This window comes from Glaciimonas sp. OK215, from assembly GCF_057787885.1.
Genome location: NZ_CM173544.1, coordinates 4,254,597 through 4,280,297 on the forward strand (window position 1 = coordinate 4,254,597; position 25,701 = coordinate 4,280,297).

The following is a 25,701-nucleotide window of genomic DNA, read 5'->3' on the forward strand; positions in this document are numbered from 1 at the left end:
CCGAAGGACTAGCCATCAAGCGCATCGCGCCGCTTGATGTGATCAAAGAAGAAGTGACGTTACCGGCCGCAATGAAGACGAGCGCTTCGACGCTGGGCGCTGAACCCGCGCTGACATCACGGGCATTCGAAACTATGGCGTCATGTCTTGCGATCTGGTATCGGCAGGCCTGGTATTCAACGGCGGAGTCTGAGACGCACAGAACTTCGCGTCTACAGTGGCAATACATGCTTCAAAAGCATCCGCATCGTCAGCTGAGGCGAATACGTAAATCGTGTCCTCGACCTGAACTTCGGCCGGAGAAATTCGAATAGTTGCCATTGGTAACCTTTCAAAATTTCAAATCAATGTTATGTAAATCGTAGCATGAAATGCGACTTTTTCACTCTCCCATTGACACCGGAATTTAACGCATGCCGCCTGCGATACATGCATGGGTATTAACAGCCCTTTGCATTGACAAATATCTGTGCTTTTGTGCATTTTCGGTATCGCTCGGCGTAAATTATTGATCACTGGCAAGTTGGGCGAGTGTTAACATCATTAGCCAAAGCCGCCGCAGCGGATTCACTTATTCATTGATAAAACATGACAACCAAGAGCCTGCGAGATGCGTTCGGACTGCCCATCATTGAACTGGAATCAACGACGCAACGGTTGCACGTTTTACCGACATTGGGCGGGAGCATCGCCGCATGGGACTGGAAGCTGGGCCAGTACTGGAGTCCGCTCTTCCGACCGTGGGACAGACAATCAAAAGACTGCAGTTCAACCGCATGTTTTCCGCTCGTCCCCTGGTCAAATCGCATTACCGAAGGCGGCTTCACACATCAGGGCCGGCATTATCCTGTGCCGCCGAACCGTAGCGGCGAACCATACCCGATTCACGGAGATGGCTGGCTGCAGAAATGGCGCGTTACCAGCCACACCGCCAACAGCCTCGAATTGACGCTGAAGTCAGATCGGTTCGATGGCAATCCGTATGTCTATCGCTGTACGCAGACGCTTACTTTATTGAACGACGGGCTATCGATAGCGTTAACCGTGACCCACCTGGGAAGCGAATCGCTGCCTTACGGACTTGGCCTGCATCCCTACTTTCCACGGAGTCCGGCTACCCGCTTCAGTGCCTGCGCCGAAGGCGTCTGGCTATCGGGTAAAGATCCGATTCCGACTGCACATACCCGCAGCTTTCCGCAAACCTGGAATTACAATCAGCCAGCCGCACTGGACGGGCCATTGGTTGACAACTGCTTTACGGGCTGGGACGGCAAGGCCCTGATCAGTTACCCCGACCGGGGCCTGCAACTGACGTTGATGATGGATAACTGCAATGGCTACAGCCTGCTGTATCGACCGCCAGGGCTGGACTATTTTTGCTTTGAACCGGTTACGCATCCGATTGATGCATTCCACATGTCAGGCAAGCCGGGGCTGGCCATACTCTCGCGTGGACAGGCCCTGTCGCTGAAAACCAGCTTTCGGGTCAGCCTGGGGGCCTCTCGGAGGCTAGCGTAAGAGCGCTTTTGATATTTAGCTGAAAGCCGGTACTGTCGGAGATCAGTTGCGCCTGACTACCGACCGGGAGTGTGACTTTGTCGCGAATGTGGCCAAATGGCAGGCCGGTCAGAATCGGTACGGCAATGTGCGCGCGCAGATAGGCCAACATTGCTTCGAAGTCATAACCATTGTCATGCTCCGCCAGCTGATAGTTGGAAAAATCCCCCAGCACAATTGCTTGCTGGCGCCCGAGGATGCCGGCATATTGCAGCTGTAGCATCATGCGTTCGATCCGATACGGGTGCTCGCCGATATCTTCGAGGAACAGGATACCGTCTGCAATTTTCGGCAAATACGGCGTGCCGATCAGGTGATTGAGCATCGCCAGATTGCCGCCCCACAGCGTTCCGCTGACGTTGAGCTCGGGATTGCCTTGCGCCGCCACCTGGAATGTCTGCTCCGGTTGGCGCAGGCATTCCCAGAAATGGGAGATCGTAAATTCGCTTAATTCAATGCCGCCGAAGTCGCTGCAAAGCATCGGCCCGGCAAAACTCTGCAAGCCGGTTTGTGCCAGCAATGCCAAATGCAACGCCGTGATGTCGCTATGACCGACGAACAGTTTCTTGCTCGCCGCAATGCGATGAAAATCCAATACGGGCAACAGCCGTGACATGCCATAACTACCGCGCAGCGCCATCACGACCTGCACTTGCGGGTTGTCAATCGCGGCATAGATCTGCGCTACCCGGGCTTCGTCCGTGCCACCAAAACGCTGGTGCTTCTCGGCTGCGTCGTAATAGTTATAGACGACGCAACCCTGTTTCTGCAGCGCCAGGATGCCGCGCGCCAGGACTTGCTCATCGAGCGCGTAGCCGCCCGGCGCGATCAACGCTACGCCAATCCTGGTTGAGGTGACAGACGCTTGCGGATTGAGATTTTCTTGGTGCACTGATTCACCTCGGTTCAGGATAATTCAGGATGATTTTTGCTGCGCCAGACGGCGCTCTGCGAAAAACCGTTTAAGCAGTGTGCCACATTCTTCGGCCAATACGCCACCAGTCAGCGCGGTGTGATGATTGAGCCTGTCCTGCTCAAACAAATTAAGCACCGAACCAGCGGCGCCGGTCTTCGGATCGCTGGCACCGTACACCACTCGCGCCAGTCGTGCGTGCATCATCGCGCCCGCGCACATCACGCAGGGTTCCAGCGTGACGTACATTTCGCAACCGGGTAAACGATAGTTGCCAAGTAGCGTAGCGGCCGCACGCAAGGCCATGATTTCGGCATGGGCGGTCGGATCGTGATTGCCTATCGGCTGGTTGAAACCGGTCGCGATCACGACGCCATCCCTGACTACCAGCGCCCCGACCGGCACTTCACCGAGCGCCCAGGCATTGTGTGCTTGCGAGATCGCTTGCTGCATGTAGATGGCGTCACGCAATGTGGTGTCGAGTGGATTGACTAGGGCATTCATACGGGAGAATTGTTTTATTGGTGATTGAACCTAGAAACGGCAGTTGACCGCTTCAAATTATCTATCAGAGATTGAATATATTGACGATTTCTTTAACCAATACGGTCACCGTTTGGGTGACCACGCTACCGGCACGATTGCACATTTTTCCGGCTCCCTGGCGTCGTTGCTCCTCCTTGCAGAATGCAGTCTGCCGCGTCGTCGCGCCTAGCCAGAAAGCCGGAAAAACGCACACTCGCGCCGGTCCAACTGCCGTTTCTAGGTTGAATCAACGATCTTCGGAAATCTCTGCCCAGCAATTCGGGGTCTCGTGCAATACCAGTTTTTGCAAATGCAAACCGGTGCCGTAATGATCCTTGTAGGCGGCCTTGAGGATGTCATACGCGGTGCGCGCCAGATTTTCAACGGTCGGAATGCGATCGATCACCACTGTCTTGTGATCCGGCAAGGTGGCCAGAAATTCGCGCACTGCAGTGTCTTTTTCATACACCAGAAATGCGTGATCCCAGACATCCACCAGATGCTGCTTGGCCAACGTCTTGATATCCGAAAAATCCATGATCATGCCATTGTCGGAACTGCCTTCGACTTCAATGACGGCGCCGACCAAGGTGATTTCAAGGGTGTAACGATGGCCGTGCAAATTGCGGCACTGGCTTTTGTGATCCGGAATCCGGTGGCCTGCATCGAATTCCAGTTTGCGGGTAATGGTTAACATAATGAGGTTCTAAATAAATACTGATCGGAGGCGCCTCTCAAAACCGCAGCGAACATCGCAACCTCAAGATCGGGTCGCGCAACAGGTTTTCAGAGGTGGATTTAAGGGATTTGCAGAAGTTTGTGCGTCTGCAAGCTCAACTTCCACTTAGGGTTGCGCTTGCAGGTTTCAATCGCACGTTGCAGATTATCCGCCAGCAACGGCCCATCCATCGCCTGCAAATAGAAATGATCGAAATCAAGCGCTTCATATGTCGCCAGCGATTGCCCGAGTTGCGGAATCACGACTTTCAACTCGTTTCCCTTATGCACTTTGAGCAGCGAGCCCATTTTCGGGCTGACGCAAACCCAGTCGACGCCAACCGGCACCTCTATCGTGCCATTGGTTTCAATCGCAATCTCAAAGCCTGCCGCATGCATGGCGGCGATCAATGCTGTATCCAGTTGCAACAGCGGTTCGCCGCCGGTGAACACTACAAATTTGCTGTCGGTATAAGTGGTCGGCCACAATACGTTGATGGTATTCGCCAGTGCCTCGGCATCCTTGAACTTGCCGCCGCCCTCACCGTCAGTGCCGACAAAATCGGTGTCACAGAACTGGCAGATCGCTTTGCTGCGATCTTCCTCGCGTCCGGTCCACAAATTGCAACCGCTGAAGCGGCAAAATACCGCCGGGCGCCCGGCATGTGTCCCTTCGCCCTGAAGGGTATAAAAAATTTCTTTGATGCTGTAGGTCACGGTGCTTCTCGCAAGATGGCTGGTGATTGATCGTAATGATCGCACTGTTCTAATTTACGCTGATTTTTCAGGCCAGGGCTGCTGATATGCGGTCCGGCAACGGAAGCACACTCTGTTTTACCGTTGTTTTTAGCGTCAGGAAATGACCGCTTTTGCTGGCGCGCGAGATGGACTCGGCTTGCGAGGGGTATCTATGAGCAAATTCAGCCTGAACCCGCCATTTTAGCGTACAAAGGCCGTTCCCGTTGTATGGAGCTAGCGCCCAATCGGCGGGAACACCGTACTTTCCAGCAAGTCCCTACTCTTTATGGCGTCTGCGAGCGACGCCTAACCTGCCTCGGCAACCTGCTTGACCTGACTCGCCTCCTGTAGTTTTGCGGCAGCGATAGCGGCCACCCGACGCACGTGCGCGACCGACATTTCGTGCGCTTTGTCCGGATCGTGATGCGCAATCGCATCCAGAAGCGCGCGCATTTCCGACACCGCATCGGCACCCCGACCGCTGGAACTAATCGTCATTGCACGCAGGCGGTTAATGCGTGCGTTAAGCGATTGCACGATTTCCAATGAGGTGGTTTTCCCGCCGCCGATAAACATCACTTCATAAAACTCGGAAGTATTCCGCATCACTTCCTGAAAGTCATGCTCGCCGAACGCGCTTTCTATTTTGCCAATTAAGTCATCCAGCTGCCTGATCACTTCATCGCTGGCCAACACCGCGCAAGCTCGGGCTGCGTGCCCCTCCAGCAGCGCGCGAATCTCATAGATCTCCGCGACCTTGCTGAGGTCGAGCGTGGCCACCACCGGTCCCTGTTGCGAGCCGGTTTCCACCAGCCCTTCCGTTTCCAGATGCCGCAACACTTCGCGCACAATGGTCCGGCTGACGCCCAGCTCGTCGCAGAGTGTTCTCTCGATCAGGCGCTGTCCAGGCAAAAAGTAACCGTTGATGATCGCTTCCCGCATTTTTTCCAGAGATAGTTCCCGCAGGGTTTTGACCGTGCGTTCTATTTTGATCGAGTTAGCCTTGGGGTTCATACATCGCCTCTTCTATATGTGCGCTTCCGCTTTGGCGCGCAGTGTGGCAACAAATGCGTCATAAATCAAGTCGTGCACATAAAAACGGATGCGCAGGTTAGGCAAACACCCGACCATGCCGGACATCCCAATCCATCATCGCCTGTGTACCGATCGCCAGCTTGTGGCCGTCCTGCACCTGCATCGGGATGCGAATATCGATTTGCTGCTGCCACGGCGTCTGCACCGAAAAATGCATGCTGTCGCCCAGATACGTCATGTCGCGAATCATGACTGCCAGGCCGGCCTGATCGGACGCGCCGGAAAGCGGCTGTATGCGCAACTGTTCAGGACGCAGCATCAAGGTGCCGGCGCTGCCGCTCGCCAGTTTTTGGCTGGCCGTGCCGCCTTCGACGACATGGCCGTTTGGCAGCACCGCGCGGGTGATATCGCCAGCGACCTCTGCCACTTTGATCGGCATGAAATTCGAATTGCCGACAAAGCCGGCAACAAAGCGCGAAGCCGGTGCCTTGTAGAGTTCCTCGCCGCTGCCGACTTGCTCGATCCGGCCCTGATTGAATACCGCAATCCGGTCCGACAAGCGCAACGCTTCTTCCTGATCGTGCGTCACATACAGGATGGTGACGCCGGTTTCCTGGTGTATCCGGCGCAGTTCGAACTGCAGTTCTTCGCGCAGTTTCTTATCCAGCGCCGACAGCGGCTCATCCATCAACAGCACCGGCGGATCGTAAGCCAGCGCACGCGCAATCGCTACCCGCTGTTGCTGGCCGCCGGACATTTGCGCCGGCAGGCGGTCCCGATAGTCGGCCAGATGCACCAGTTCCAGCATCTGGTCGACCTTGGCCTTGATTTTTGCTTCAGGCTGGCGCCGCACCCGCAGCGGGAATGCGACGTTCTCGCCCACCGTCAGATGCGGGAACAGCGTATAGCGCTGAAACACCATGCCGATATTGCGCAGATTCGGCGGCGTCGACAGCAGCTCTTTGCCATTCAGCAACACTTCACCCTCGGTCGGTTCCTGAAAACCGGCCACGATGTACAAAGTGGTGCTTTTTCCCGAACCGGAAGGGCCAAGAAAGGTCATGAACTCCCCTTTCTTGATGTCCAGCGAGACCCGATCAATGGCCACAACCTGGTCGTAGCTCTTTCTCAGGCCGCGAATCTGCAGAAATGCGTTATTCATGACGATTTACCTTTTTTAATCAGAGAAACAAGCAGCATCATGACGACGGTGAGGCCGATCAATAATGTGGACGCTGCGGCAATCACAGGCGTCAGGTCCTGCCGCAGCGTGCTCCAGATCAGTACCGGCAGCGTGCGCAAAGTGGGGCTCGCCATAAAAATCGACAGCACCACCTCATCCCAGGACACCAGGAAAGAGAAAATGGCAGCGGCGAACAAGCCCAGACGAATCGACGGCAAGGTCACCCGCAATTTCACCTGCAGCGGACTGGCGCCGCAGATCTGCGCCGCCTCTTCCAGCGAGATGTCAAAGCTGGCGAGCGAATTGCTGATGGTGATGATGGAAAACGGCAGCGCGATGATCAAATGGCCAAGCACAAACCCGGTGATGGTGCCGTTCAGGCCCACCCGCAGGAAAAATGCATACAGCGCGACCGCCAGCACCACCACCGGCAATACCATCGGCGTCATGCAAAAAATTTGCAGCAAATTGCGCCCGACGAACTTGCCGCGGGTGAGCGCCAGCGAGGCCAGCAAGCCGAGTGCGACGGACAACACGGTGACCATGATGGCAACCTTGGCACTGTTGAATAAGGCGTCAATCCAGGTTGAGTCGGTAAACAACAGTTGATACCAGTGCAGGGTCCAGCCCGGCGGCGGGAAAATAAGCCATTGCGAATCGCCAAAAGAAAGCGCGGCGATGAAGATGATCGGCAATAGCAAAAACAGCACCACCAGCACGCCGATGCTGACCAGGACCCAACGCCAGGAACCCAAACGATCGAAATCAAGTAGCATCTCAGCGCCCTCCGTCAACGGTTCGCACGCCGCCAAAATAGCGCAGTTGCACGGCGTACAGACTCAGGGTGATCGCCAGCAGCACAAACGATGCCGCACCCGCCAGGCCCCAGTTCAGCAACGATTGCACCAGTTGCGCAATCAACTCAGCCAGCATCATGTAAGACGGCCCGCCCAGCAATGCAGGCGTGACGAAATAGCCGAGCGACATGACAAACACCATCATGGCGCCGGACACGATGCCGGGCAACGCCAGCGGCACCAGCACGCGCCAGAACGCTTGCCAGCGCGTCGCACCGCAGATGGCGGCCGCGCGCAAGGTGGACGGATCGATCGCGCGCAAGGTGGCGTGCAACGGCATCACCAGAAACGGCAGCATGATGTAGGTCATGCCGATGGTGACGCCGATCAGGTTGTTCACCAGCGCCAGCGGTTCGTGGATGATGCCCCACTGCATCAGCAGGCGATTGATCAACCCGGTTTGCTGCAGCAGCACCATCCAGGCATAGGTGCGTGCCAGCAGGTTGGTCCACATCGACAACAGCAAAATCGAAAACAGCAGGGAACTCCACTTCTTCGGCAGAATCGCCAGCAGCCAGGCGATGGGAAAACCGAACAGCAAGGTCACGGCAGTCACCATCGATGCCACCAGGAAAGTGTTGGCGAACACCCGCAGATAAGTCGAAGAACCAAGCAGCTCGGCATAATTCCCGATGCCGGGCGTGGGTTCCAGAACGCTGCGCAGCAGTAGTGCAACTACCGGCAGCAGGAAAAAAATGGTGAGCAGCAACAAGGTCGGCAGCAATAATTTGATGCCGCGAAACCTTGCCCCCAGCCTGGATCGCTGTTGTGCGGGGGCGGCGATTGCGCCCGATGCAGTTGACATGACAACTCCTATTCAACAAGTGACCGGGTCGCTGCATGCAAGCGCTACAGGGCCCGAGGTAGGTTCAATGATTATTGCGCCTGCCACGCGTACCAGCGCTTGGCGATTGCCTCGCGGTTGTCCGACCAGTACTTCATATTCAGATTGATCTGGCCAGTGGTGAATCTGGTCGGCAAGCCGCTCACCGCTGCGACCGGCATCAAGGCCTCGGATTTCAGGTTGATCGGTGCAAACCCGGTTTCGTCAGCGAACTTGGCCTGTCCTTCAGGACTGGTCGCCATTCCCAGGTATTTCATCGCCGCGGCCTTGTTCTTGGCCCCTTTAGGCACGACCAGCATATCCGCTGCGGTCAGATTTTGCTGCCAGGAAGTGCCGACGTTGACGCCGCTTTGCTTGAGGACATGCAGACGGCCGTTCCAGAACATGCCGAGCGGCGCTTCTCCGGAAGCCAGCAACTGCTGCGACTGCGCACCGCCGCTCCACCAGACGATCTGGCTCTTGATGGTGTCGAGCTTTTTGAACGCACGATCCAGATCCAGCGGGTACAGCTTGTCAGCCGCAACGCCATCCGCCAGCAAGGCGATTTCCAGTACGCCAGGTGCCGCCCATTTGTAGAAGGTGCGCTTGCCCTGGAATTTTTTCAGGTCAAACAAATCGGCCCAGGTCGCCGGCTCGGTTTTTTTGTAGGTATCTTTGCTGTAGCCGAGTACGAACGAATAATAAAAACTGCCAACCGCGAATTTATCCACGAAGCGCGGGTCGAGATCCTTCTTTGGCACCACGGAGAAATCGATCGGCTCCAGCAAGCCGTCCTTGGCCGCCTTGTAAGCGAAATCCGCCTCGACGTCGACCACATCCCAGTTGACGTTGCCGCTCTCCACCATCGCCTTGAACTTGCCATAATCGGTCGGACCATCCATCGCCACATTGATGCCGGTTTTGGTCGTAAACGGCTGCGCCCAGTATTTTTGTTGCGCCTGCTGGGTCGAACCGCCCCAACTGGTGAAGACGATTTGCTCGGCGGCCAATGCCGGGGTGCAAGCCAGGACAGTCGCACAAGTAGCGAGTGCGGTGCGGGCAAAGTGGAAAGTCGATTTCTTCATGCTATATCTCCAATATGGTCTAGTTTTACAAGCCTGAGAACGTCAATTGTTTACTGCAATGGGGAAAACGCTGCTGCCTTCATGATCTTGTTTTCCATTTCTTCCATCAGCGCCTGGATCTTTGGCGCAAATGCTTGCCAGTCCGGATCCTGGCTGAGTGCAAGGCGGCGCTGTTCGCGCACATCCAGGCTGGGGTAGGCCCAGATATGCACGATCTGATTCAATGGCCCGATTTCGGAATAAAAATAAGCGATCAAGTCACCGAGATAACGCTTTTGCAATGCGATGCCCTCTTCCTCAACCAGCTTGAGGTAGGTCGGCAGCGTGCCGGTTTTTACCCGGTAAGTTCGTATTTCGTAATACATGGTCGCCCTCGCTTATCGCATGACAAAAGGATCCTGGATCGGCTCATCCGAGGTACGAATCCAGACCGACTTGGTACGGGTATAGTCGAGCACGGACTCCATGCCGCCTTCGCGCCCCAGACCGCTCTGCTTGTAGCCGCCAAACGGCACCATCGGCGACACCGCGCGATAGGTATTGACCCAGACGATGCCGGCGCGCAGCGCCCGGATCAGACGATGGGCCCGGGTCAGGTCGCGTGTAAACACGCCGGAGGCGAGCCCGTATTCGGTGCTGTTGGCCAGCGCGATCGCCTCGCTTTCGGTGTCAAAAGTCACTACGCTTAACACCGGGCCGAACAGTTCTTCCAGCACGCTCGGGATGTGGTGATCGGGACAGTCCAGAATGGTCGGCTGGTAGTAAAAGCCGGCGCCAAACCCGCCTGGCTGCTGGCCGCCGGTCAACACGGTAGCACCCGCCTCGATGCTGCGCGCGACCACATTATTGATGTGCTCAAGCTGGCGTTTGGTCGCCAGCGGGCCCATTTCGGTCGCTTCATCCTGCGGATTGCCGATGCGGATGCCGTTGGCTTTGGCCACCAGTTTTTCCAGCAGGCGGTCGCGCACGCCGCGCTGCACCAGCAAGCGCGATCCCGCCACACAGCTTTGCCCGGTGGCGGCAAAAATCCCGGCCACGATCGCATTCGCAACACTATCGACATCCGCATCGTCGAATACCAGCACCGGCGATTTCCCGCCCAGCTCCAAGGTGGTGTAAGCCAGGTTTTCAGCCGAGTTGCGCACGATCTGCCGCGCCGTCTCCGGCCCGCCGGTAAATGCGATGCGCGACACCAACGGGTGGCTGGTCAGAGCGCGGCCGCAGTCAGCGCCAAAGCCCGTAATAATATTCACCACGCCCGGTGGGAAGCCGGCTTCATGCACCAGCCGGGCAAATTCCAGCAATGGCGCCGGCCCTTCCTCGGATGCCTTGATGACGATGGTGCAACCGGCTGCCAGCGCCGGACCGATTTTGACCGCAGACAGGAATAGTTGTGAATTCCACGGCACGATCCCGGCCACCACGCCGATCGGCTCGCGCCGCAGGTACACCTCCATATCGGCTTTATCGGCTGACAGATGGGCGCCCTGGATCTTGTCGGCCAGACCGGCGTAGTAACGGTAGTACTCGGCCACATAGCTGATCTGGCTGCGCGTTTCCCGAATGATCTTGCCGGTATCGGCCGTCTCCAGCTCGGCTAAACGGGGCGCCTGCTGCTGCACCAGATCGGCCAGCCGGTACAGCAATTTGCCGCGCTGGCCGGCCGTCAGGTCAGCCCATGACGGTTCGCTGAAGGCGCGGTGCGCAGCCCGTACCGCACGATCCACGTCCGCTGCGGAAGCGGCCGGCATGACGGCCCAGGGCGCGCCGCTGGCCGGATTGACGCTTTCGAATGACGCGCTGCCGTCTTCGAACTCACCGTCGATATAGTTTTGAAATCGTCTCAACATAGCCCCTTACTCCTGTTCTATCGAGTGGTGTTGACGCACGCGCTGAACGCAGGCATGACTTGATTGATGAACAGTTCAAGCGATTTCTTTTTGCGCTCGAAACTCATATGGCTGTCGATCCAGAAGCTGTACTGATCATAGCCCAGGCTTTCATAGGCTTTCAGCCGCTCCACCACTTGCTGCGGCTGGCCGATCACCAGGTTCTTGCGCATCATCTCGGGCGTGTAGTTCGGGAACGATGCAATATCTTCAGCGCTGAGGGTCTCGATAAAACCTTCCTCCATTGGACGCGCATTTTTGAACAATTTACTGAAGTAGCAATAAAACGTCCCCAGATCCCTGGCACCTTCCTGCACTTCCGCTTCATCCTCACCGACGAAGGTATGCATGAGCATCATGATTTTCGGACGCGGAATGTCCGGATGGGCGGCGCAGGCGTTGTTGAATCGCTCCATCAGGCTGATCACCTCGGCGTCGCCGGCGGCCAATGAAGTCACCTGCAGATTGCATTTGTTGGCGACCGCAAATTCATGCGAATTCGGGTCGCGCGCGGCCACCCACAGCGGTGGCTGCGCCTGGACCGGACGCGGCTGCGGCGTGGTCGTCGGAAACGACCAGAATTCACCCTGGTGCGCATAATCGCCGTCGAACAGTTTTTGCAGGGCAGGCACCATTTCACGCAAACGTGCGCCGGCACCGAAGGCATCCAGGCCGGGATGGAGCCGTTCATATTCAAACGAATACGCGCCGCGCGCAATCCCGATATCCAGGCGGCCGTTCGATGCGAGATCGGTCATCCCGGCTTCGCCCGCCAGTTTGATCGGGTGCCAGAAGGGTGCAATCACGGTGCCGGTGCCGAGCCGGATGTTGGTGGTCTTGGCCGCCAGATAGGTCAGATTCAAGAAGGGATTGGGCGCGATGGTGAATTCCATGCCGTGGTGCTCGCCGACCCAGGCGGTCTCGAATCCGCCGGCCTCTGCCATCTGCACCAGCTCGGTCATCTCATCGAACAACTCACGCTGTGATTTTTCCTTGTTGTAACGTTCTATATGGAGCAACAGTGAAAATTTCATGATTGGTAATCTCCTTGATTCATTCCGATAGATAAATGCCGCTTGTGCGCTAGACCGGTTTTGCCAGCGGCTGCACCGATCCGGTATTGGCGTCGCCGACATACACCCCAAACGCGTCTTCACTGCGTTCTTTCACGTAACGCCGCAACATCGCGCTGACCGCCTCATCCTGCAAACGCTCCCAGGGGATCGCGTCCAGCGGCACTACCCGCAGCGCGCCATCCTGCGGCAAGTCGCCGATCGCCTGGCCGCGGTAATACACGTGCACCGCACCGGCTTTTGCCCCGGCATCTTCAAATACGGCAAACAGGAAATCCAGTTGCGCATCGACCTTCAACTTGCTGAGTACGCCGCGCAAACTGGTCGGATCAGAAGCCGGGTCGAGTCGGGTGCCGGCCGGCAACTGGAACACATGGTCCGGGGTCTCCAGCATGACGATACCGCCTTGGCTTTCCAGAATTGCGCCGACGCGGGCGCTGGTTGCCGCGGCCAGTGCATCTTGCGACAGGCTAAAGGTCAGGTAGCCGCCGCGGCAGTAGCCGAGCGGGCTGGCTGAAGAAGTCGAAAAGCCCACTACTTGCCCCAGCAGAATGATGTGGTCGCCGGCTTCGATGACTTGATAGGTTTCGCAATCAAACCAGGCGGCAGCGCCGTCCATGATCGGGCTGCCGGTCGCGCCCTTATGCCAGGCCACCTGTTCAAACTTGTCCGGCGACTTGGAAGCAAACACGCCGGACACGTCCTTTTGATGTTCGGCCAGCACGCTGACCGAAAAATGCGAAGTGCCGGAAAAAACCGGATAGCTCGATGCCACCTTGCCGATGCAGACCGAGACCAGCGGCGGCGTCAACGAAACCGAACTGAAGGAATTCGCGGTAAAGCCACGCGGCGTCCCATCTTCCTGGGTCGTTGCCACCACCGTCACGCCAGTGACAAATGAGCCAAGGGCCTTGCGAAACTCCAGCGTATCTATTGATGCGGTCATGGCATGCGTCTCCTTGCTGCCGGTTGTCTGCAGCGCTGTCTCTTCTACTGGCATTCTAGTGCCGATAAACCTGCCGAGATGGCGGTTTACCTCGGCGGCTGCGGTCAGACTCATCATGTGACGCTCTCCCGGGATAACCACCAGTTGTGCGTTGGGTGCCGCCTGCGCCATTGCTGTCGACATCTCCGGGCTCGAATTCACATCGCATTCACCGGTCATGAATAGAGCCGGTGCTTTCAGGCCAGGCAGACTATGCACATGCATCTGGTCCGAGCTTGCAAACAAGTCGTAAGTTCTGGCATAGCCAAGCGTATTGATCGATTGCAGCAGTGTATGCACCAACTCGGCCGCATCGGTCAGCGCGGCCGGCACCGCAGTCCCGAACCAGCGCTCCATGGTGGAGTCGACGGTCGCCGCAATCCCGATCTCACGCAAGGTTTCGGCGCGCTGCAGCACCGCGCGGCGCTGCTCGGCGGTACGCGCATACACCGCGTTCAAGGCAGCGACTTTGGTGGTGCGCTCCGGATAGCGGAGCGCGAACTCCAGTGCGATCAGCGCGCCCATCGAATGACCGACCACGATGGCCGCCTCGACCTTTAAATGATCGAGCAAGTCCGCCAGCTGCTGCGCATACATTGGCAGCGTGACGCCTTCCGGCGGCACCTTGCTCGCGCCGTGGCCCAGCATGTCATACACAATGACTTGATACTCTCCGGCAAAAGCGGCGATCTGGGGCGCCCAGACCACCTTGCCCATGCCGACACCATGGATGAAGACCAACGGCTGCCCCGCGCCATACACCGTGAACGCGGTACCGTTGGCGACGCCGGTATTCACCGGCTGTGGCAACAGGCGATCAGGCTTCATTGCTGCCAAGTTCCTTCATATCCTGGTAACGGTCGCCAATCCGGTGATGTGGCCGGCCACCGACCGAAGCTCCCAATGCCACCAGAATCTCGTCATGCGCCGGTGCGTCATTGATCGAAAACTGGATGGTCAGGTAGTGCGAGCGCATGCCTTCGTCGTCCTTGTGCATCATCGGAATCGCGACCGGGCAGTTGGGGCCGCCGCGCACATTGGTGAAACTGAGGAAACTCTTGGCGCCCACCGCCTTGCGATAATGGTTGCCGAAACGCAAGGTATGGATCAGCGCCGAAGCATGTTCGACTTCACCGGACGTGCCAACCACGGCGGCCTTGCCATACGCCTCGACAGCGGCGCCGGCCCCCACCATTTGAATAATTTTCCGGGTCAGCAATTCGCCCAGCACTGGTCCAATCGCGTGAATCTCCGGCTTCAGGTCCTCGACAAATCCGCGTCCGAACCATGGGTTTTTGAGCACGACTGCTGCTGCAAACAGTTTTAGCGGCGTTCCCGCCTGCTTGCCACCCTCGATCAGGGTTTCTTCCATGTAGGTTACAACTTTACGAATTTCGAGTCCCATCTTGCATTCTCCTTGAGCCGGTCAGATTAAGTATTACGGTATTACTGTATACCATCATATTTAAGAAGTAAACGCATTTGTATTATGGTATACCAAAATATTTTTCGAGGTGCGCGAAGGTGCCGCTCACCTCTTTTGCTTAAACCGTGATGGTGTAATAACTACAAAAATGACAATGACTCGCGTGGGCACTCTCACTTTGGCGGCGCAAAATACGGGCGGCCGGGATTTCTTAACAACGGGGGACAGGACTTATAGCTTGCGGAGGACTTGCGCTGTTTTATTTTCAGCTCAACCATGACGTTGAGCAGCGGCGTGGCCCGCTTAGGCGACCGGCGCCAACGCGGTGGCTGATGGCCGATAACTTGTGACTTGATCGGACAACATGTGCCGGATCGCGAATGTCGTGAAGACATTGTTCCGTCATCGCAAAACGCGCTACGGCTCAATCAGTCTCCATCGATCCTTACAAATCGATCTTTTCGTCAAACCCGGCACGCGCCTTAATGATGTGCGCCACGTGCCCTCGTGCCCATACGCCGAGCGGTTCGACGGCATTCCACAAGGAGTGCCCGAGATGGGTCAGCTCGTAATCCACGCGAGGTGGAATCGTCGGGAACTGCGTTCGCGTTACCAGGCCGTCCCGTTCCAATCCTCGCAGCGTAAGCGTGAGCATTCTCTGTGAAATGCCGCCCACTGCCCGCTTGATCTCATTGAAGCGTTTTGGCCCGTCGCCGAGAAAGACGATGATAAGGACGCTCCATTTGTCGCCGACACGCGCCAGTACGGAACTGATGGCGCGGCAATCTTCGCTCGCAGGATCGGGTAGCTTGACAGTCACTTTTATGTGCTCCGGTATCAAATATGTGCCTTCTTGTAGAGCCTATCACTGGTAACTACAATAGGCTAGGTAACAGTTTTATACCTAGTCCAGGTTCTTTGCCAGGCATGAAGCTGTGTGCCCGTGACTATCCTCATTGGCGCTCGATGGAGCAAGCGGGTCTTTCTCAACTGTCAGCAAGGAGTAACAAATGAACGTCATTTCCGTGATCATTGGAAGCACTCGCGAAGGCCGCTTTTCCGATAAACCGGCAAATTGGATTGCGCATCACCTCAGGCAGCGCGATGGCATCGAAACGCGGCTGCTGGATCTGCGCGACTTTCCGATGCCCTTCTTTGACCAGCCAGTGCCGCCGGCCATGCCCGGCCGCCCGCCTTACCAGAACGAAGTCGTTCAAAAATGGACCGCCGAAATCGCGCAGGCCGACGGTTTCGTCTTCGTCACCCCGGAATATAACTACGGCCCGGCAGCAGTGCTGAAGAACGCAATAGACTGGGTTTATCCAGAGTGGAATCGCAAGGCGGTGGCATTCGTGAGTTATGGCGGCACTGCCGGCGTGCGCAGCGTCCAGCAACTCCGCGAGACCGCCATTGAACTTCAACTTGCCCCGGTCCGCTCTGCGGTACATATCCCTGCCACTACCCTTTGGGCGCACTTCCAGGGCGGCGATGTCGACGCCGGACTAGCCGCACTTTCGGAACCCGCCGGGAAACTGATCGACGATCTGCTTTGGTGGACAGCAGCGCTGAAGACGGCGCGCGAGCGGTCGTGATACTGCTTCGGCACGCGCAACCGCATACCCCACACACTACGAGGATACAAAATGCCCATTCCTACCAGATACCCCCACGTTGCATCTGCCACTGTGCGTCGCATTGCTCAGCTCACGCGAGGACGGACGCACGGCCCGGTCACACGTCTGATGAGTCCGTCCGACTTAGGCGAAATTCTGAAGCCGTTTGTATTTCTCGACCTGTTTGAACACGACGGTCCGCCCTTCAATGGAGGCTTACATCCGCATTCCGGCATCGCCACGCTGACTTACGTCACAGAAGGTGCCGTCAGCTATACAGACCCGGACAACGTCAAGGGCGTGCTGCCAGCCGGCGGGGTCGAATGGATGCAGGCCGGACGCGGCATGTGGCACGACGGTGGATTGGACAAGGCAGGCCGGACGCGCGGCTTCCAGCTTTGGATCGCATTGCCCCCGGAACTCGAATTGGGTCCGACCATAAGCATCTATCAAGCACCCGAAGAGGTTGAGGTCGACGGCCCTGTGCGTGTCCTCCTCGGTAGCTACGGTGCTGCATCCAGCGCCATTCACTCCCCTTCATCCATCAATTATCTAGCCGTGCGCCTGAAAGCCGGCGAGCGCTGGCGCTACCAACCGCCGACGGGCCACACTATCCTCTGGACCGCTATCGCATCGGGTGCCATATCGGTTCCCGACGCGTTGCGGCATGGGGACTTCGCCGCTTTCGAACCGTCGAGCGAAGCGGTAGAAATCGAGGCTCTGACCGACGCCGAATTCGTTCTCGGCTCTGCCGTCCCACACAAGCACGATCTCGTCCTCGGTTACTACTCGGTACATACGACGCCCGCCGCACTAACTGACGGCGAGGCGTATATTTCGGCAATCCGTACAAGGCGTTGACCGCGCCGGCAGGCCAGCGATAGCGCCCAGCTTAACCAGGCCGGGGCCGACTCGGGGAAAAAGATACCTGCTCCGAACGGCAGCTTCGACTGGCAACAAGGTAGTAGGCCAGCGCTGTGGCGCCGACCCACCGCCTCGATGCAGACCAGTACTAGTGCCACAGGAGCGGGGGCAGGTTTTGGCCGAACTGCGTCTTAGCCAAAGACCGAAGTCGACCCATTGCTGACGGTGATGAGCGCATGCCCTCACCCACCGCTACGTGTTTAGAACACCACCACGCTGCGGATCGACTCACCGCTGTGCATCAGGTCGATGGCCCGGTTGATGTCTTCGAGCGGCATGACGTGGGTAATCAGCGGATCGATCTCGATCTTGCCTTCCATGTACCAGTCGACGATCTTCGGGACATCGGTCCGGCCACGCGCGCCCCCGAATGCGGTTCCTTTCCAGACCCGTCCGGTGACCAGCTGGAAGGGCCGCGTGGCGATTTCCTGGCCGGCTCCGGCGACGCCCACCACCACCGATACACCCCAGCCGCGATGGCAGCACTCTAGCGCCTGCCGCATCAGTTTGGTATTGCCGACACATTCGAAACTATAGTCCGCTCCACCGCCAGTGATCTCCACCAGATGCGGTACCAGATCAGCTTCCTCCATGTCTTTCGGATTGACGAAATGCGTCATGCCGAAACGCCGCGCCAGTTCGACCCGACGCGGGTTGATATCGACGCCGATGATCATGTTGGCGCCCGCTAACCGGGCACCTTGAATCACATTGAGTCCGATGCCGCCGAGACCAAACACCACGACGTTCGCGCCCGGCTCCACCTTTGCTGTATTGATGACCGCGCCAATGCCAGTGGTCACGCCGCAACCGATATAACAAACCTTTTCGAATGGCGCATCGGAGCGAATCTTCGCGAGTGCGATGGCGGGCATCACCGTAAAGTTGGCGAAGGTGGAGCAACCCATGTAATGGTGAATCTTGCGGCCCTTGATCGAGAAGCGGCTGGTTCCGTCGGGCATCAGGCCTTGCCCCTGGGTGCTACGGATCGCGGTGCACAGGTTGGACTTCTGCGACAGGCAGGTTTTGCATTCGCGGCACTCAGGTGTGTACAGCGGGATGACGTGATCGCCCGGTTTGAGCGAGGTCACGCCTGCGCCGACCTCGACCACTACACCGGCGCCTTCATGCCCGAAGATGGCTGGAAACAATCCTTCCGGGTCGGCGCCGGAACGGGTGAACTCGTCCGTATGGCAGACGCCGGTCGCCTTGATTTCCACCAGGACTTCTCCTGCTTTCGGACCTTCCAGATCGACCATTTCGATAACGAGGGGTTGCCCCGCCTGATAGGCGACTGCGGCTCTGACTTTCATGTGGTTTCCTTTGTGAATTGTGCGTAATGGATAATTGCTGACTGTTGCCGTGTCATCAGGCCGCCAGGGATTCGGCAGGCAGGGTTGCACGCAATTGCGCCTCCGTTTCACGGATCCAGCGGGCCAGAGCGACGCTGTGTTCGAATAACGAATAGCGGGCGCCGTCACCGTAGTCCGGCAGGTCGATGATCTCGGTGGTGATATAGCGCAAACGGCTGTTCTGATGTTGAAGATGGGCGCGCAAGACCTTTCGCACCACTTCCTTGCTAGGCTCGAGCTTGTACGCAAACCAGTCGGAATGCCATTCGCCTGGTCGCGGCCGCAGGAACGGGTACTGGCAGGCTCGCCCGAGTCGCCCGTCCGGATGTTGCGCCCATGCATTGCGGGGGCCGTTGGGTGCGACCGGACGCACCGCATGCCACAGTGTCATGTTCTCGGCAATCCACGCATCCACGATGTTGCCAGACTCGAACGGATCGAGAACCATCCGTCCCGCTTCGACATCTTCCCGGATTCCGCAGAGATCCTGTTCTTCGGGATTTTCCAGCTTGATCAGCACATGGCTGTGGTCGAGCAGGAAGTTGAACGGCATGCCGGCCGCACGCACCTGCTGCGCCACCGACAGGACGCGGCGCACGTCTTCCGACCACATGTAGATGTGCACTTCGAAGGTGATGTCGATGCCAAGACGGGCCGCTTCCTCGTAGGCAAGGCGATAGAACGCCACCACTTCGGCGTCGCTCATCGGGTGGCCGTCGGCATGGTCGCGGAACAGCATGATGTTGTGGCATTTGCCACCGGAATCCCGGGTCAATCGCAGGTTTTTCAGCAACAAGGCTTCATCGCGCCCGGCGGTGTAGGTCCACAAACCTGTCAGCATCGGGAGGTCGTGTTTTTCCGATGCGCGCAGATATTCCGCTTCCTCGCCAGGTTGCGGCAGGCGATCGAAAAAATCGAAGACGCCGCTGGCCTTGACCATGCGGAACTGTTCATCGATCGACGGTGGCGCTCCGGGGATATGCTGGGCTCCGCGCCCGTTACATCCAAGTAGTAGTTTGTGCATAGGGTTCCCCTGATTACGAATGGTTGCAGATGTCGTTCGTCCGGGGCGCAGTCGCCTCGGTGTCTGCCATGCGTTCGAGCGCTCTGCGCAATCGGATCGAGGCATTGTCGATCACTAGCCGTAACGGTGTCCCGAGCATGTCGTCGCAGTTGCGCTGGATGGCGCCAAGCAGCGCACGGTCTTCGTCGAACGTATCGATATAGGCCTGCCGCATGTCGTCCGACACTTGCTCGTTGCCCAACGCGAAGCATCGGAGTACGAACCAGAAGTAATGCGTGGTGTCTCCAGTTTCCGGCGTCAGAGCTGCGTACGACAGCGTCCGATACTGCGCGTTGCGAGCAGATTCGTCGCGTGGGGTGCCGGCATCGACCGCGCCCATGTCAACCAGCGAGATGTTCGGCAGGAAGACGGTGTAGTACTGCCAGCGGTCGATCAGGCCCGCAAAATTTCCATACTTGCGCATGACGGGAACCGGCTCGGACTGTTCTATCCAGCGACCGACCACAACGGTGTCGCCGCTTTGCTCGACGGTGAGCGGCACATCGCTTGCATCCGCACCGCCAATGGTTTTTTTATGCACAAAGGTCGTGTGGGCCGGATCGACCAGATTGTCCAGGATGTTTTCGATACTGGCAGGAAAGTGGGTGTACGGCCCCTGCAACACTTCCCATTCCGGCGCACCGTAATGTTCGAAGTGGAACAGCAATGCCTCGTCGGCTGTGGCGGGATCACCCGGCCAGAACCAGACGATGCCGTAGCGCTCCAGACAAGGAAATGCCTTGACCTTCGCCGTCGGTGGAATCGCGCTCTGGCTGGGAATGCGCACGCACTTTCCCGAGCAATCAAATTCCAGGCCGTGATACGGACAGGCGACGACATCGCCCTTCAACTCACCGAGGGATAGCGGTGCTCCTTTGTGCGGGCAGCGATCCAGCAGCATCGCAACGTCCCCATTCTCCTTGCGGTAAAGCAGCGTTTTTTCTCCAAAAAAAGATCGCGACAGCATGTGTCGGCCGACCTCCTGGCCCTGCGCGGCCGCATACCAGCGGTTCCTGATCATTTCCATATTCCTGTCTCCTTTTAGTAATCAAATATCCAGCACGAGTCGTTGCGTTTTAGCCCGAGACACGCAGATGCACATGGTGCTGTTGTCCCGCTTCTGCGTTTCCGACAAAGCATAGTCACGATGCTCTGGCACGCCTTCCAGTACAGGCACTGCACAGATACCGCATTCACCACGCCGGCAGTCGTAAATCAGGTCGCATCCATGCTCGAGAAGCGCGTCGAGAATCGGCTTGCCTGCCGGGACTTGCACCGTTTGGCGTGAGCGGGCAAGCGTCACCTCGATCGCGCTGTCCCCGGGATCCGCGACCGGCGGGGCAAACAGTTCGGAGTGGATACTGTCGCCGCTCCAACGCTGTAGTTGTGCGGTAGCGAGAACACTGTCGATCATTGGCTGTGGGCCGCACACATACACATGCGTTCCATTTTCCGGACGCGCCAATATCCGCTGCAGCGGTATCCCCATGGAAGGATCGCCATGATCGAAATAGACTTGCGCGCGGTTGTCGAAAGCCGCCGTGATGTCATCCCGGTAGGCCATGGATTCAGGCGTTCTGGCAACGTAGTGGATGTCGAAAGACTGATTGGCGGCAGCCAGCGCTTTTGCCATCGAAAAGATCGGCGTGATACCGATGCCGCCAGCCAGCAGCACGTGATGGCGGCCGCCTGGGGTCAGCGCAAAATCATTTTTGGGCGGACGCGCTCGAAGGCGAGTACCGACAACGACGTGTTCGCACATGAAGGACGACCCGCCTTTGCTTTGTGCCGCACGATGTACGGCGATGCGATAAATCGCGTTTTGCTCGGACGCATTAATCAGCGAATAACAACGTTCCACTGCACCGGTATCGACCGGCAGCATAAAGCGCAAGTGAGCGCCGGCGCGGAATGCAGGAAGTGCACTTCGGTCCGGCGCGCGCAGTTCGAACTCCTTGATCGCAGACGTCAGTTCACGGATTCCGGTGACGTCGAGATCCAGCCATTCTTCGTACATAATTTTCTCCAGAGATACATTGCCGCAGTCATCGGCTGGGAGGCCGTAGCTGCAAGGCCTGCTCAAACTATACGGAGCCTCTGGCGCGAAAGCAGCGGGATACCGTTGATTCTGGAAATCGTTAAATCGGATAACAGCAGAGAGTTCAACTTTTTGGACTAGTCCGGGCCATTCTTCGTCAATTCCCGAAGTTGCGAAAGCTGATAATGCGCAGATTTGTTGCGCTTGCACATTTAGTGATGCCGACACAAATGTTAATTAAAGTCCCTATATATCTTGTTCAAGGCTGAAGTTGTGCAAACGGGAATAATCAACAAGTTTTGCTGCGAAGCACAAGTGCGCTGGAGCAGTTGCAGCCCATGGTGAATAAGCACAATATGCATTCAACCACCGGACTATCCGGAATACAAAACACAGGGAGGTAAGTCCCTCCACTGTCACCAAAGGAGACATCAACATGAAACATTCAGAGACACTGCATCCGGTGGATACCTGGCTACCGCCAGGAAAAAACCTGCTGTTGGCGATGCAACACTTGCTGGTAATGTACGCGGCTGCAGTCTCGATTCCGATTGTGGTTGGCAACGCTATCGGTCTCAGCCATGCGCAGGTTGTCATGCTGATCAGTGCCGACCTGTTCGCCTGCGGCATCGCCACGCTGATTCAGTCGGTCGGCTTCTGGAAGTTCGGTATTCGGCTGCCACTGATTCAAGGATGCAGTTTTGTCGCGGTGACGCCGATGATCCTGATCGGCAAGGAACATGGCATGCCAGCTGTATATGGTGCGACGATCGCGGCCGGGTTTTTCTGCATGCTGATTGCGCCCTTCTTCGGTAAGATCCGGCGCTTCTTTCCACCGGTTGTCATGGGCACCACGATCCTGCTGATCGGACTATCGTTGCTGCCGGTCGCAGTGCGCTGGGCTGCCGGCGGTGCGCCAAAAGCACCGGACTTCGGAGCGCCAACCAATCTGCTGCTCGCCGCGGTGTCGCTGGGTACGGTGCTGGTGACGTATGGCTTTGGGCGCGGTCTGCTGCGCAATGCCGCTGTCCTCGTCGGTCTGGTGGCCGGGACGGCGGTTGCCATGGCGCTCGGTCATGCGGATTTTTCAAAGGTGGTGGGCGAATCATGGTTTGGTGTCATCACCCCGCTGGCGTTCGGGATTCCGGTGTTCGATCCGCTTTCGATATTGTTGATGTGTGTTGCCATGTTGGTCATCATCACCGAGGTGACCGCAGATTTTTTTGCCGTCGGTGAAATGGTCGACAAAGAGATCGGCGATAAAGAGATCGCCAACGGACTCAGAGCCGATGGACTTTCCACGGTGATCGGCGGCCTTCTGAACACCTTCCCGTACTGTGCTTACAATGCCAACGTCGGATTGGTGGCGATGTCGGGTGTGCGCAGCCGCTGGGTAGTGGCAACAACAGGTGTGTTGCTGCTGGCGCTAGGGCTGGTACCAAAGATGGCGGCAGTCTTTGCCTCGATGCCGCTCGCTGTACTGGGTGGTGCTGCAATTGTCATGTTCAGCATGATCGCCACTACCGGCCTGCGCATTCTTGCCAAAGTAGATCTCGGCAACGGCAACAATCCACTGATTATCGCCGCCAGCCTGGGCATCGGCCTGATTACCGTGGCGGTGCCAGAGTTCTATGCAAAGATCGACGGCACCGTCAAAATCTTCCTGCATAGCGGCATCACCACCGGATGCGTGACCGCGATCGTTCTCAATGCGGTGTTGAATCGTCGTAACCGGCAGCCGGCACCAGCGTCCGCGCTTGTGGTGTAAGCGGATATCGTCCCGGGACCGGAGGCTTCATGAAATTGCTCAGCGATCAACTCGACGGATTTCTGTTACGCGTACTTGTTGCGGTAACGGAAGAGGAAAGCGTTTCACGCGCCGCGGCCAGGCTGAATCTACCGCAATCCACCGTGAGTGCAGGCCTGACGCGTCTGCGGACGATTTTCAACGACCCCCTGTTCGTGCGCGGGCGCAACAGCATGGTGCCGACCGCAAGGATGGCAGAACTCTATGAGCGTATCCGCAGCGTTGCCGCAGACCTGGAACAACTCTGCGTGCCGGAAGCCATACCGGCAGCCGCAGATATCAATCGCGAGTTTCATATCGGGACGCTCGATTACATCAGTTCCCGCTTCATTCCGAACATCATTGCGCGTTTGTTGCAGAAAATGCCGCGCGCTTCGATCCAGGTGCACGCACTGTCGCTCGACTTCGACTATCAGGAATCGCTCGAGAGCGGCGCCCTCGATCTGATGGTGGGAAACTGGGGTTCGCCACCGGAACATCTGCACCTGTACCCGCTGTTCGAGGATGAGATTGTCTGTCTGGCCCGGCAGAACAATCCGGTGCTGAAGGGCGGCTTCAGTCAGGCCGATTACCTTGCCGCCGATCACCTGGGCCTGTTCCCTGTCAATGCCAACCAGCTTGGCGTGATTGACGCCTATCTTGCGCAGATGGGCCTGCGGCGCAATGTCAAGGTTGTATTGCCTTACTTCAACAACATTCCCAATTTGCTGGTCCAGTCGGATCTGATCTTTACGACCTGCAAACGTTTTACAGGGGAGTACGGCGCGGATCTTCCCCTGCAGATTATTCCGTCGCCGATTCCTTTTCCGGCAATGAGGTTTTACCTGCTGTGGCATGACCGGAGCCACCGGTCGGCCGCGTGCAGGGAAATGCGCGAATGCGTAGTGGATGCCATCGCGCGCTCTGATACCTGATCTTTTTCACACACGTACTGGAGGGAAAGCATGAATTTCATGCAAGGGGAAACTGTTGTCGCGACATTTGTATTGATGCTGTTCGGCGTGGGGCGGCAGCGCACAGATATAGGGCGTCCCTGGGAGCAAGATTGATTTGAAAAATATTCGGTATCACCCGCCTGGCTTTCTTGCCTGTCAAGGAAGCTGTGGAGGATATCGGCCTGTGCTTGGTGCTGCGCTACATAGTCGTTTAATAAAGGAGAGGTTTACATGAAGAAGCTTGGGTGGGTACATGGCATGACTGTCGCGTTGACAGGGTTGGGGATTGCTCTGTCGGTGAGTCACGCGGCGTATGCCGTCGACTGGAGCGATACGTCGCTGGGCTGGTCTTATGGCGCGAATTATCACGAGCCGGGCGTATTGAACAATAAAGGAGAGCCGGCGCAAATCGGCAAGAACGTCATTTCGTTCACACATATTGACGGGTACAAGTACGGGACCAACTTCTTCAATGTGGATATGCTGCTGTCAAACAGTCAGGACCCATCCAACAACTCCCATACCGGTGCAACCGAAGCCTATGCCATCTATCGCCATAACCTGAGCTTGAATGCGGTTTCCGGGACAAAGGCGTTGTCCTTCGGCCCGGTAAAAGATGTGGCGATTGATGCCGGCTTCATTCTGGGCACCAAGAACGACGCCTTTGCGTCCCGCAAGCGTGCTGTCGTGATTGGGCCGAATTTACTTTTCGATGTCCCGGGGCCGGGACACTTTAATGTCGCCTTGCTGTATTACAAAGAGAATAACAACAACGGAATCGTCGGTACCGAGGTGAGCTTCCGCAGCACCTATTCGATCGAGTCCGCATGGGGCATTCCATTTCAAATCGCTGCGCTGCCAACGAGCTTCGAGGGTTACCTGACGTATGTCGGGCCGAAGGGGAAAGATGGGTTTGGTGCGGACACGAAGGCGGAGCTGTTGATTCATCCGAAGATCATGTTCGACATCGGCGCGCTGGCCGGACACAAGGGGCTTGTTCGAGTGGGATTCGGAATGGAGTACTGGCGCAACAAGTATGGCGATGACCATACCAAAGTCAAGGGGGCATCGCAGAACACAGCACTCCTCTTGGCGGATGTGCATTTCTGATCCGCAAGTACGCATGATATAGCTTTAGATAAAAAACGAATTTTAGGTGTCTC

The 25,701-nt window shown here is 57.2% G+C and carries 25 protein-coding genes and 1 pseudogene; 6 read left to right on the forward strand and 20 right to left on the reverse strand.

The genetic code is table 11. The features are described from left to right. Positions 1-588: 588 nt before the first annotated feature. Positions 589-1,518 carry an aldose 1-epimerase gene (locus AC3CHX_RS19615; RefSeq protein WP_488629692.1) on the forward strand — a complete coding sequence of 310 codons (930 nt, stop codon included), beginning with the start codon at positions 589-591 and terminating at the stop codon, positions 1,516-1,518. Here AC3CHX_RS19615 and ldcA read toward each other — a convergent pair. From ldcA to AC3CHX_RS19695, 16 genes and pseudogenes are all read right to left on the reverse strand, one after another. Further along, positions 1,487-2,449 carry a muramoyltetrapeptide carboxypeptidase gene (gene ldcA, locus AC3CHX_RS19620; protein ID WP_488629693.1) on the reverse strand — a complete coding sequence of 321 codons (963 nt, stop codon included), beginning with the start codon at positions 2,447-2,449 and terminating at the stop codon, positions 1,487-1,489. The genes AC3CHX_RS19615 and ldcA overlap by 32 nt on opposite strands. Positions 2,450-2,473: 24 nt before the next feature. Beyond that, entirely contained in the window at positions 2,474-2,974 is a 501-nt protein-coding gene (tadA, locus tag AC3CHX_RS19625; protein WP_488629694.1) for a tRNA adenosine(34) deaminase TadA, read from the reverse strand. A gap of 268 nt (positions 2,975-3,242) precedes the next feature. After that, positions 3,243-3,692 (reverse strand): 6-carboxytetrahydropterin synthase QueD, encoded by a 450-nt coding sequence (queD, locus tag AC3CHX_RS19630; protein ID WP_488629695.1) that lies wholly within the window; start codon positions 3,690-3,692, stop codon positions 3,243-3,245. 101 nt (positions 3,693-3,793) lie between these two features. Further along, on the reverse strand, positions 3,794-4,429 hold the full coding sequence (gene queE / locus AC3CHX_RS19635; protein WP_488629696.1) for a 7-carboxy-7-deazaguanine synthase: 636 nt from the start codon (positions 4,427-4,429) through the stop codon (positions 3,794-3,796). 327 nt (positions 4,430-4,756) lie between these two features. Beyond that, positions 4,757-5,464: a GntR family transcriptional regulator gene (locus tag AC3CHX_RS19640; protein ID WP_488629697.1), complete on the reverse strand. Its 708-nt coding sequence runs from the start codon at positions 5,462-5,464 to the stop codon at positions 4,757-4,759. 97 nt (positions 5,465-5,561) lie between these two features. Then, entirely contained in the window at positions 5,562-6,647 is a 1,086-nt protein-coding gene (locus tag AC3CHX_RS19645; protein ID WP_488629698.1) for an ABC transporter ATP-binding protein, read from the reverse strand. Continuing rightward, the gene (locus AC3CHX_RS19650; protein ID WP_488629699.1) at positions 6,644-7,444 is read right to left on the reverse strand and encodes an ABC transporter permease; all 801 of its coding nucleotides are present in this window, start codon (positions 7,442-7,444) and stop codon (positions 6,644-6,646) included. Before AC3CHX_RS19650 ends, AC3CHX_RS19645 begins: the two co-directional genes overlap by 4 nt. A gap of 1 nt (position 7,445) precedes the next feature. Then, complete coding sequence (locus AC3CHX_RS19655) at positions 7,446-8,330, reverse strand: ABC transporter permease (RefSeq protein WP_488629700.1); 885 nt, start codon at positions 8,328-8,330, stop codon at positions 7,446-7,448. Between the two features lie 71 nt (positions 8,331-8,401). Further along, positions 8,402-9,433 carry an ABC transporter substrate-binding protein gene (locus AC3CHX_RS19660; RefSeq protein ID WP_488629701.1) on the reverse strand — a complete coding sequence of 344 codons (1,032 nt, stop codon included), beginning with the start codon at positions 9,431-9,433 and terminating at the stop codon, positions 8,402-8,404. A 50-nt stretch (positions 9,434-9,483) separates the two neighbouring features. After that, entirely contained in the window at positions 9,484-9,798 is a 315-nt protein-coding gene (locus AC3CHX_RS19665; RefSeq protein WP_488629702.1) for an NIPSNAP family protein, read from the reverse strand. A 12-nt stretch (positions 9,799-9,810) separates the two neighbouring features. Then, positions 9,811-11,283, reverse strand: a complete 1,473-nt coding sequence (locus AC3CHX_RS19670; protein WP_488629703.1) for an aldehyde dehydrogenase — start codon at positions 11,281-11,283, stop codon at positions 9,811-9,813. Positions 11,284-11,300: 17 nt separating this feature from the next. Then, on the reverse strand, positions 11,301-12,356 hold the full coding sequence (locus AC3CHX_RS19675) for an LLM class flavin-dependent oxidoreductase (RefSeq protein WP_488629704.1): 1,056 nt from the start codon (positions 12,354-12,356) through the stop codon (positions 11,301-11,303). A gap of 49 nt (positions 12,357-12,405) precedes the next feature. Beyond that, on the reverse strand, positions 12,406-13,341 hold the full coding sequence (locus AC3CHX_RS19680; protein ID WP_488644875.1) for a flavin reductase family protein: 936 nt from the start codon (positions 13,339-13,341) through the stop codon (positions 12,406-12,408). Between the two features lie 96 nt (positions 13,342-13,437). After that, positions 13,438-14,208, reverse strand: a pseudogene (locus tag AC3CHX_RS19685) (alpha/beta fold hydrolase); the annotation flags it as partial. Further along, entirely contained in the window at positions 14,198-14,785 is a 588-nt protein-coding gene (locus tag AC3CHX_RS19690) for an amino acid synthesis family protein (RefSeq protein WP_488629705.1), read from the reverse strand. The pseudogene AC3CHX_RS19685 and the gene AC3CHX_RS19690, both read right to left, overlap by 11 nt. A gap of 466 nt (positions 14,786-15,251) precedes the next feature. Beyond that, a complete protein-coding gene (locus AC3CHX_RS19695) occupies positions 15,252-15,626 on the reverse strand; it encodes a winged helix-turn-helix transcriptional regulator (RefSeq protein ID WP_488629706.1) in 375 nt (124 codons plus the stop codon). A gap of 190 nt (positions 15,627-15,816) precedes the next feature. On the opposite strand from AC3CHX_RS19695, the gene AC3CHX_RS19700 reads away from it, so the two are divergent. Both AC3CHX_RS19700 and AC3CHX_RS19705 read left to right on the forward strand, forming a co-directional pair. Continuing rightward, positions 15,817-16,398: an NADPH-dependent FMN reductase gene (locus AC3CHX_RS19700; protein ID WP_488629707.1), complete on the forward strand. Its 582-nt coding sequence runs from the start codon at positions 15,817-15,819 to the stop codon at positions 16,396-16,398. 51 nt (positions 16,399-16,449) lie between these two features. Then, complete coding sequence (locus tag AC3CHX_RS19705; protein WP_488629708.1) at positions 16,450-17,280, forward strand: pirin family protein; 831 nt, start codon at positions 16,450-16,452, stop codon at positions 17,278-17,280. Positions 17,281-17,543: 263 nt separating this feature from the next. Here the strand turns inward: AC3CHX_RS19705 and AC3CHX_RS19710 are convergent, their stop codons facing one another. The 4 genes from AC3CHX_RS19710 to AC3CHX_RS19725 are packed head-to-tail and all read right to left on the reverse strand — an operon-like array spanning position 17,544 to position 21,775. Continuing rightward, complete coding sequence (locus AC3CHX_RS19710; RefSeq protein ID WP_488629709.1) at positions 17,544-18,656, reverse strand: S-(hydroxymethyl)glutathione dehydrogenase/class III alcohol dehydrogenase; 1,113 nt, start codon at positions 18,654-18,656, stop codon at positions 17,544-17,546. A gap of 55 nt (positions 18,657-18,711) precedes the next feature. After that, positions 18,712-19,719, reverse strand: coding sequence for a xylose isomerase (locus AC3CHX_RS19715; RefSeq protein ID WP_488629710.1), 1,008 nt, complete (start codon positions 19,717-19,719; stop codon positions 18,712-18,714). A 13-nt stretch (positions 19,720-19,732) separates the two neighbouring features. Continuing rightward, positions 19,733-20,785, reverse strand: a complete 1,053-nt coding sequence (locus tag AC3CHX_RS19720; protein WP_488629711.1) for an aromatic ring-hydroxylating dioxygenase subunit alpha — start codon at positions 20,783-20,785, stop codon at positions 19,733-19,735. A 21-nt stretch (positions 20,786-20,806) separates the two neighbouring features. Then, the gene (locus tag AC3CHX_RS19725; protein WP_488629712.1) at positions 20,807-21,775 is read right to left on the reverse strand and encodes a PDR/VanB family oxidoreductase; all 969 of its coding nucleotides are present in this window, start codon (positions 21,773-21,775) and stop codon (positions 20,807-20,809) included. A 457-nt stretch (positions 21,776-22,232) separates the two neighbouring features. Between AC3CHX_RS19725 and AC3CHX_RS19730 the strand changes: the two genes are divergently transcribed. The 3 genes from AC3CHX_RS19730 (at position 22,233) to AC3CHX_RS19740 (ending at position 25,648) form a co-directional block, all read left to right on the forward strand. Beyond that, positions 22,233-23,564: a nucleobase:cation symporter-2 family protein gene (locus AC3CHX_RS19730; RefSeq protein WP_488629713.1), complete on the forward strand. Its 1,332-nt coding sequence runs from the start codon at positions 22,233-22,235 to the stop codon at positions 23,562-23,564. A gap of 29 nt (positions 23,565-23,593) precedes the next feature. Further along, entirely contained in the window at positions 23,594-24,517 is a 924-nt protein-coding gene (locus tag AC3CHX_RS19735) for a LysR family transcriptional regulator (protein ID WP_488629714.1), read from the forward strand. Positions 24,518-24,769: 252 nt separating this feature from the next. Beyond that, on the forward strand, positions 24,770-25,648 hold the full coding sequence (locus AC3CHX_RS19740) for an outer envelope protein (protein WP_488629715.1): 879 nt from the start codon (positions 24,770-24,772) through the stop codon (positions 25,646-25,648). The last annotated feature ends 53 nt before the right edge of the window (positions 25,649-25,701 follow it).

What these genes read in the sequence shown, in the direction of transcription:
- AC3CHX_RS19720 (WP_488629711.1), bottom strand. Translation starts at nt 20,785, where the DNA reads ATGGAAATGATCAGGAACCGCTGGTATGCGGCCGCGCAGGGCCAGGAG.
- AC3CHX_RS19665 (WP_488629702.1), bottom strand. Translation starts at nt 9,798, where the DNA reads ATGTATTACGAAATACGAACTTACCGGGTAAAAACCGGCACGCTGCCG.
- AC3CHX_RS19725 (WP_488629712.1), bottom strand. Translation starts at nt 21,775, where the DNA reads ATGTACGAAGAATGGCTGGATCTCGACGTCACCGGAATCCGTGAACTG.
- AC3CHX_RS19715 (WP_488629710.1), bottom strand. Translation starts at nt 19,719, where the DNA reads ATGCACAAACTACTACTTGGATGTAACGGGCGCGGAGCCCAGCATATC.
- AC3CHX_RS19690 (WP_488629705.1), bottom strand. Translation starts at nt 14,785, where the DNA reads ATGGGACTCGAAATTCGTAAAGTTGTAACCTACATGGAAGAAACCCTG.
- AC3CHX_RS19660 (WP_488629701.1), bottom strand. Translation starts at nt 9,433, where the DNA reads ATGAAGAAATCGACTTTCCACTTTGCCCGCACCGCACTCGCTACTTGT.
- AC3CHX_RS19730 (WP_488629713.1), top strand. Translation starts at nt 22,233, where the DNA reads ATGAAACATTCAGAGACACTGCATCCGGTGGATACCTGGCTACCGCCA.
- AC3CHX_RS19650 (WP_488629699.1), bottom strand. Translation starts at nt 7,444, where the DNA reads ATGCTACTTGATTTCGATCGTTTGGGTTCCTGGCGTTGGGTCCTGGTC.
- AC3CHX_RS19710 (WP_488629709.1), bottom strand. Translation starts at nt 18,656, where the DNA reads ATGAAAGTCAGAGCCGCAGTCGCCTATCAGGCGGGGCAACCCCTCGTT.
- AC3CHX_RS19680 (WP_488644875.1), bottom strand. Translation starts at nt 13,341, where the DNA reads ATGACCGCATCAATAGATACGCTGGAGTTTCGCAAGGCCCTTGGCTCA.
- AC3CHX_RS19700 (WP_488629707.1), top strand. Translation starts at nt 15,817, where the DNA reads ATGAACGTCATTTCCGTGATCATTGGAAGCACTCGCGAAGGCCGCTTT.
- AC3CHX_RS19640 (WP_488629697.1), bottom strand. Translation starts at nt 5,464, where the DNA reads ATGAACCCCAAGGCTAACTCGATCAAAATAGAACGCACGGTCAAAACC.
- tadA (WP_488629694.1), bottom strand. Translation starts at nt 2,974, where the DNA reads ATGAATGCCCTAGTCAATCCACTCGACACCACATTGCGTGACGCCATC.
- AC3CHX_RS19655 (WP_488629700.1), bottom strand. Translation starts at nt 8,330, where the DNA reads ATGTCAACTGCATCGGGCGCAATCGCCGCCCCCGCACAACAGCGATCC.
- AC3CHX_RS19645 (WP_488629698.1), bottom strand. Translation starts at nt 6,647, where the DNA reads ATGAATAACGCATTTCTGCAGATTCGCGGCCTGAGAAAGAGCTACGAC.
- queD (WP_488629695.1), bottom strand. Translation starts at nt 3,692, where the DNA reads ATGTTAACCATTACCCGCAAACTGGAATTCGATGCAGGCCACCGGATT.
- AC3CHX_RS19705 (WP_488629708.1), top strand. Translation starts at nt 16,450, where the DNA reads ATGCCCATTCCTACCAGATACCCCCACGTTGCATCTGCCACTGTGCGT.
- AC3CHX_RS19615 (WP_488629692.1), top strand. Translation starts at nt 589, where the DNA reads ATGACAACCAAGAGCCTGCGAGATGCGTTCGGACTGCCCATCATTGAA.
- AC3CHX_RS19735 (WP_488629714.1), top strand. Translation starts at nt 23,594, where the DNA reads ATGAAATTGCTCAGCGATCAACTCGACGGATTTCTGTTACGCGTACTT.
- AC3CHX_RS19675 (WP_488629704.1), bottom strand. Translation starts at nt 12,356, where the DNA reads ATGAAATTTTCACTGTTGCTCCATATAGAACGTTACAACAAGGAAAAA.
- AC3CHX_RS19740 (WP_488629715.1), top strand. Translation starts at nt 24,770, where the DNA reads ATGAAGAAGCTTGGGTGGGTACATGGCATGACTGTCGCGTTGACAGGG.
- AC3CHX_RS19670 (WP_488629703.1), bottom strand. Translation starts at nt 11,283, where the DNA reads ATGTTGAGACGATTTCAAAACTATATCGACGGTGAGTTCGAAGACGGC.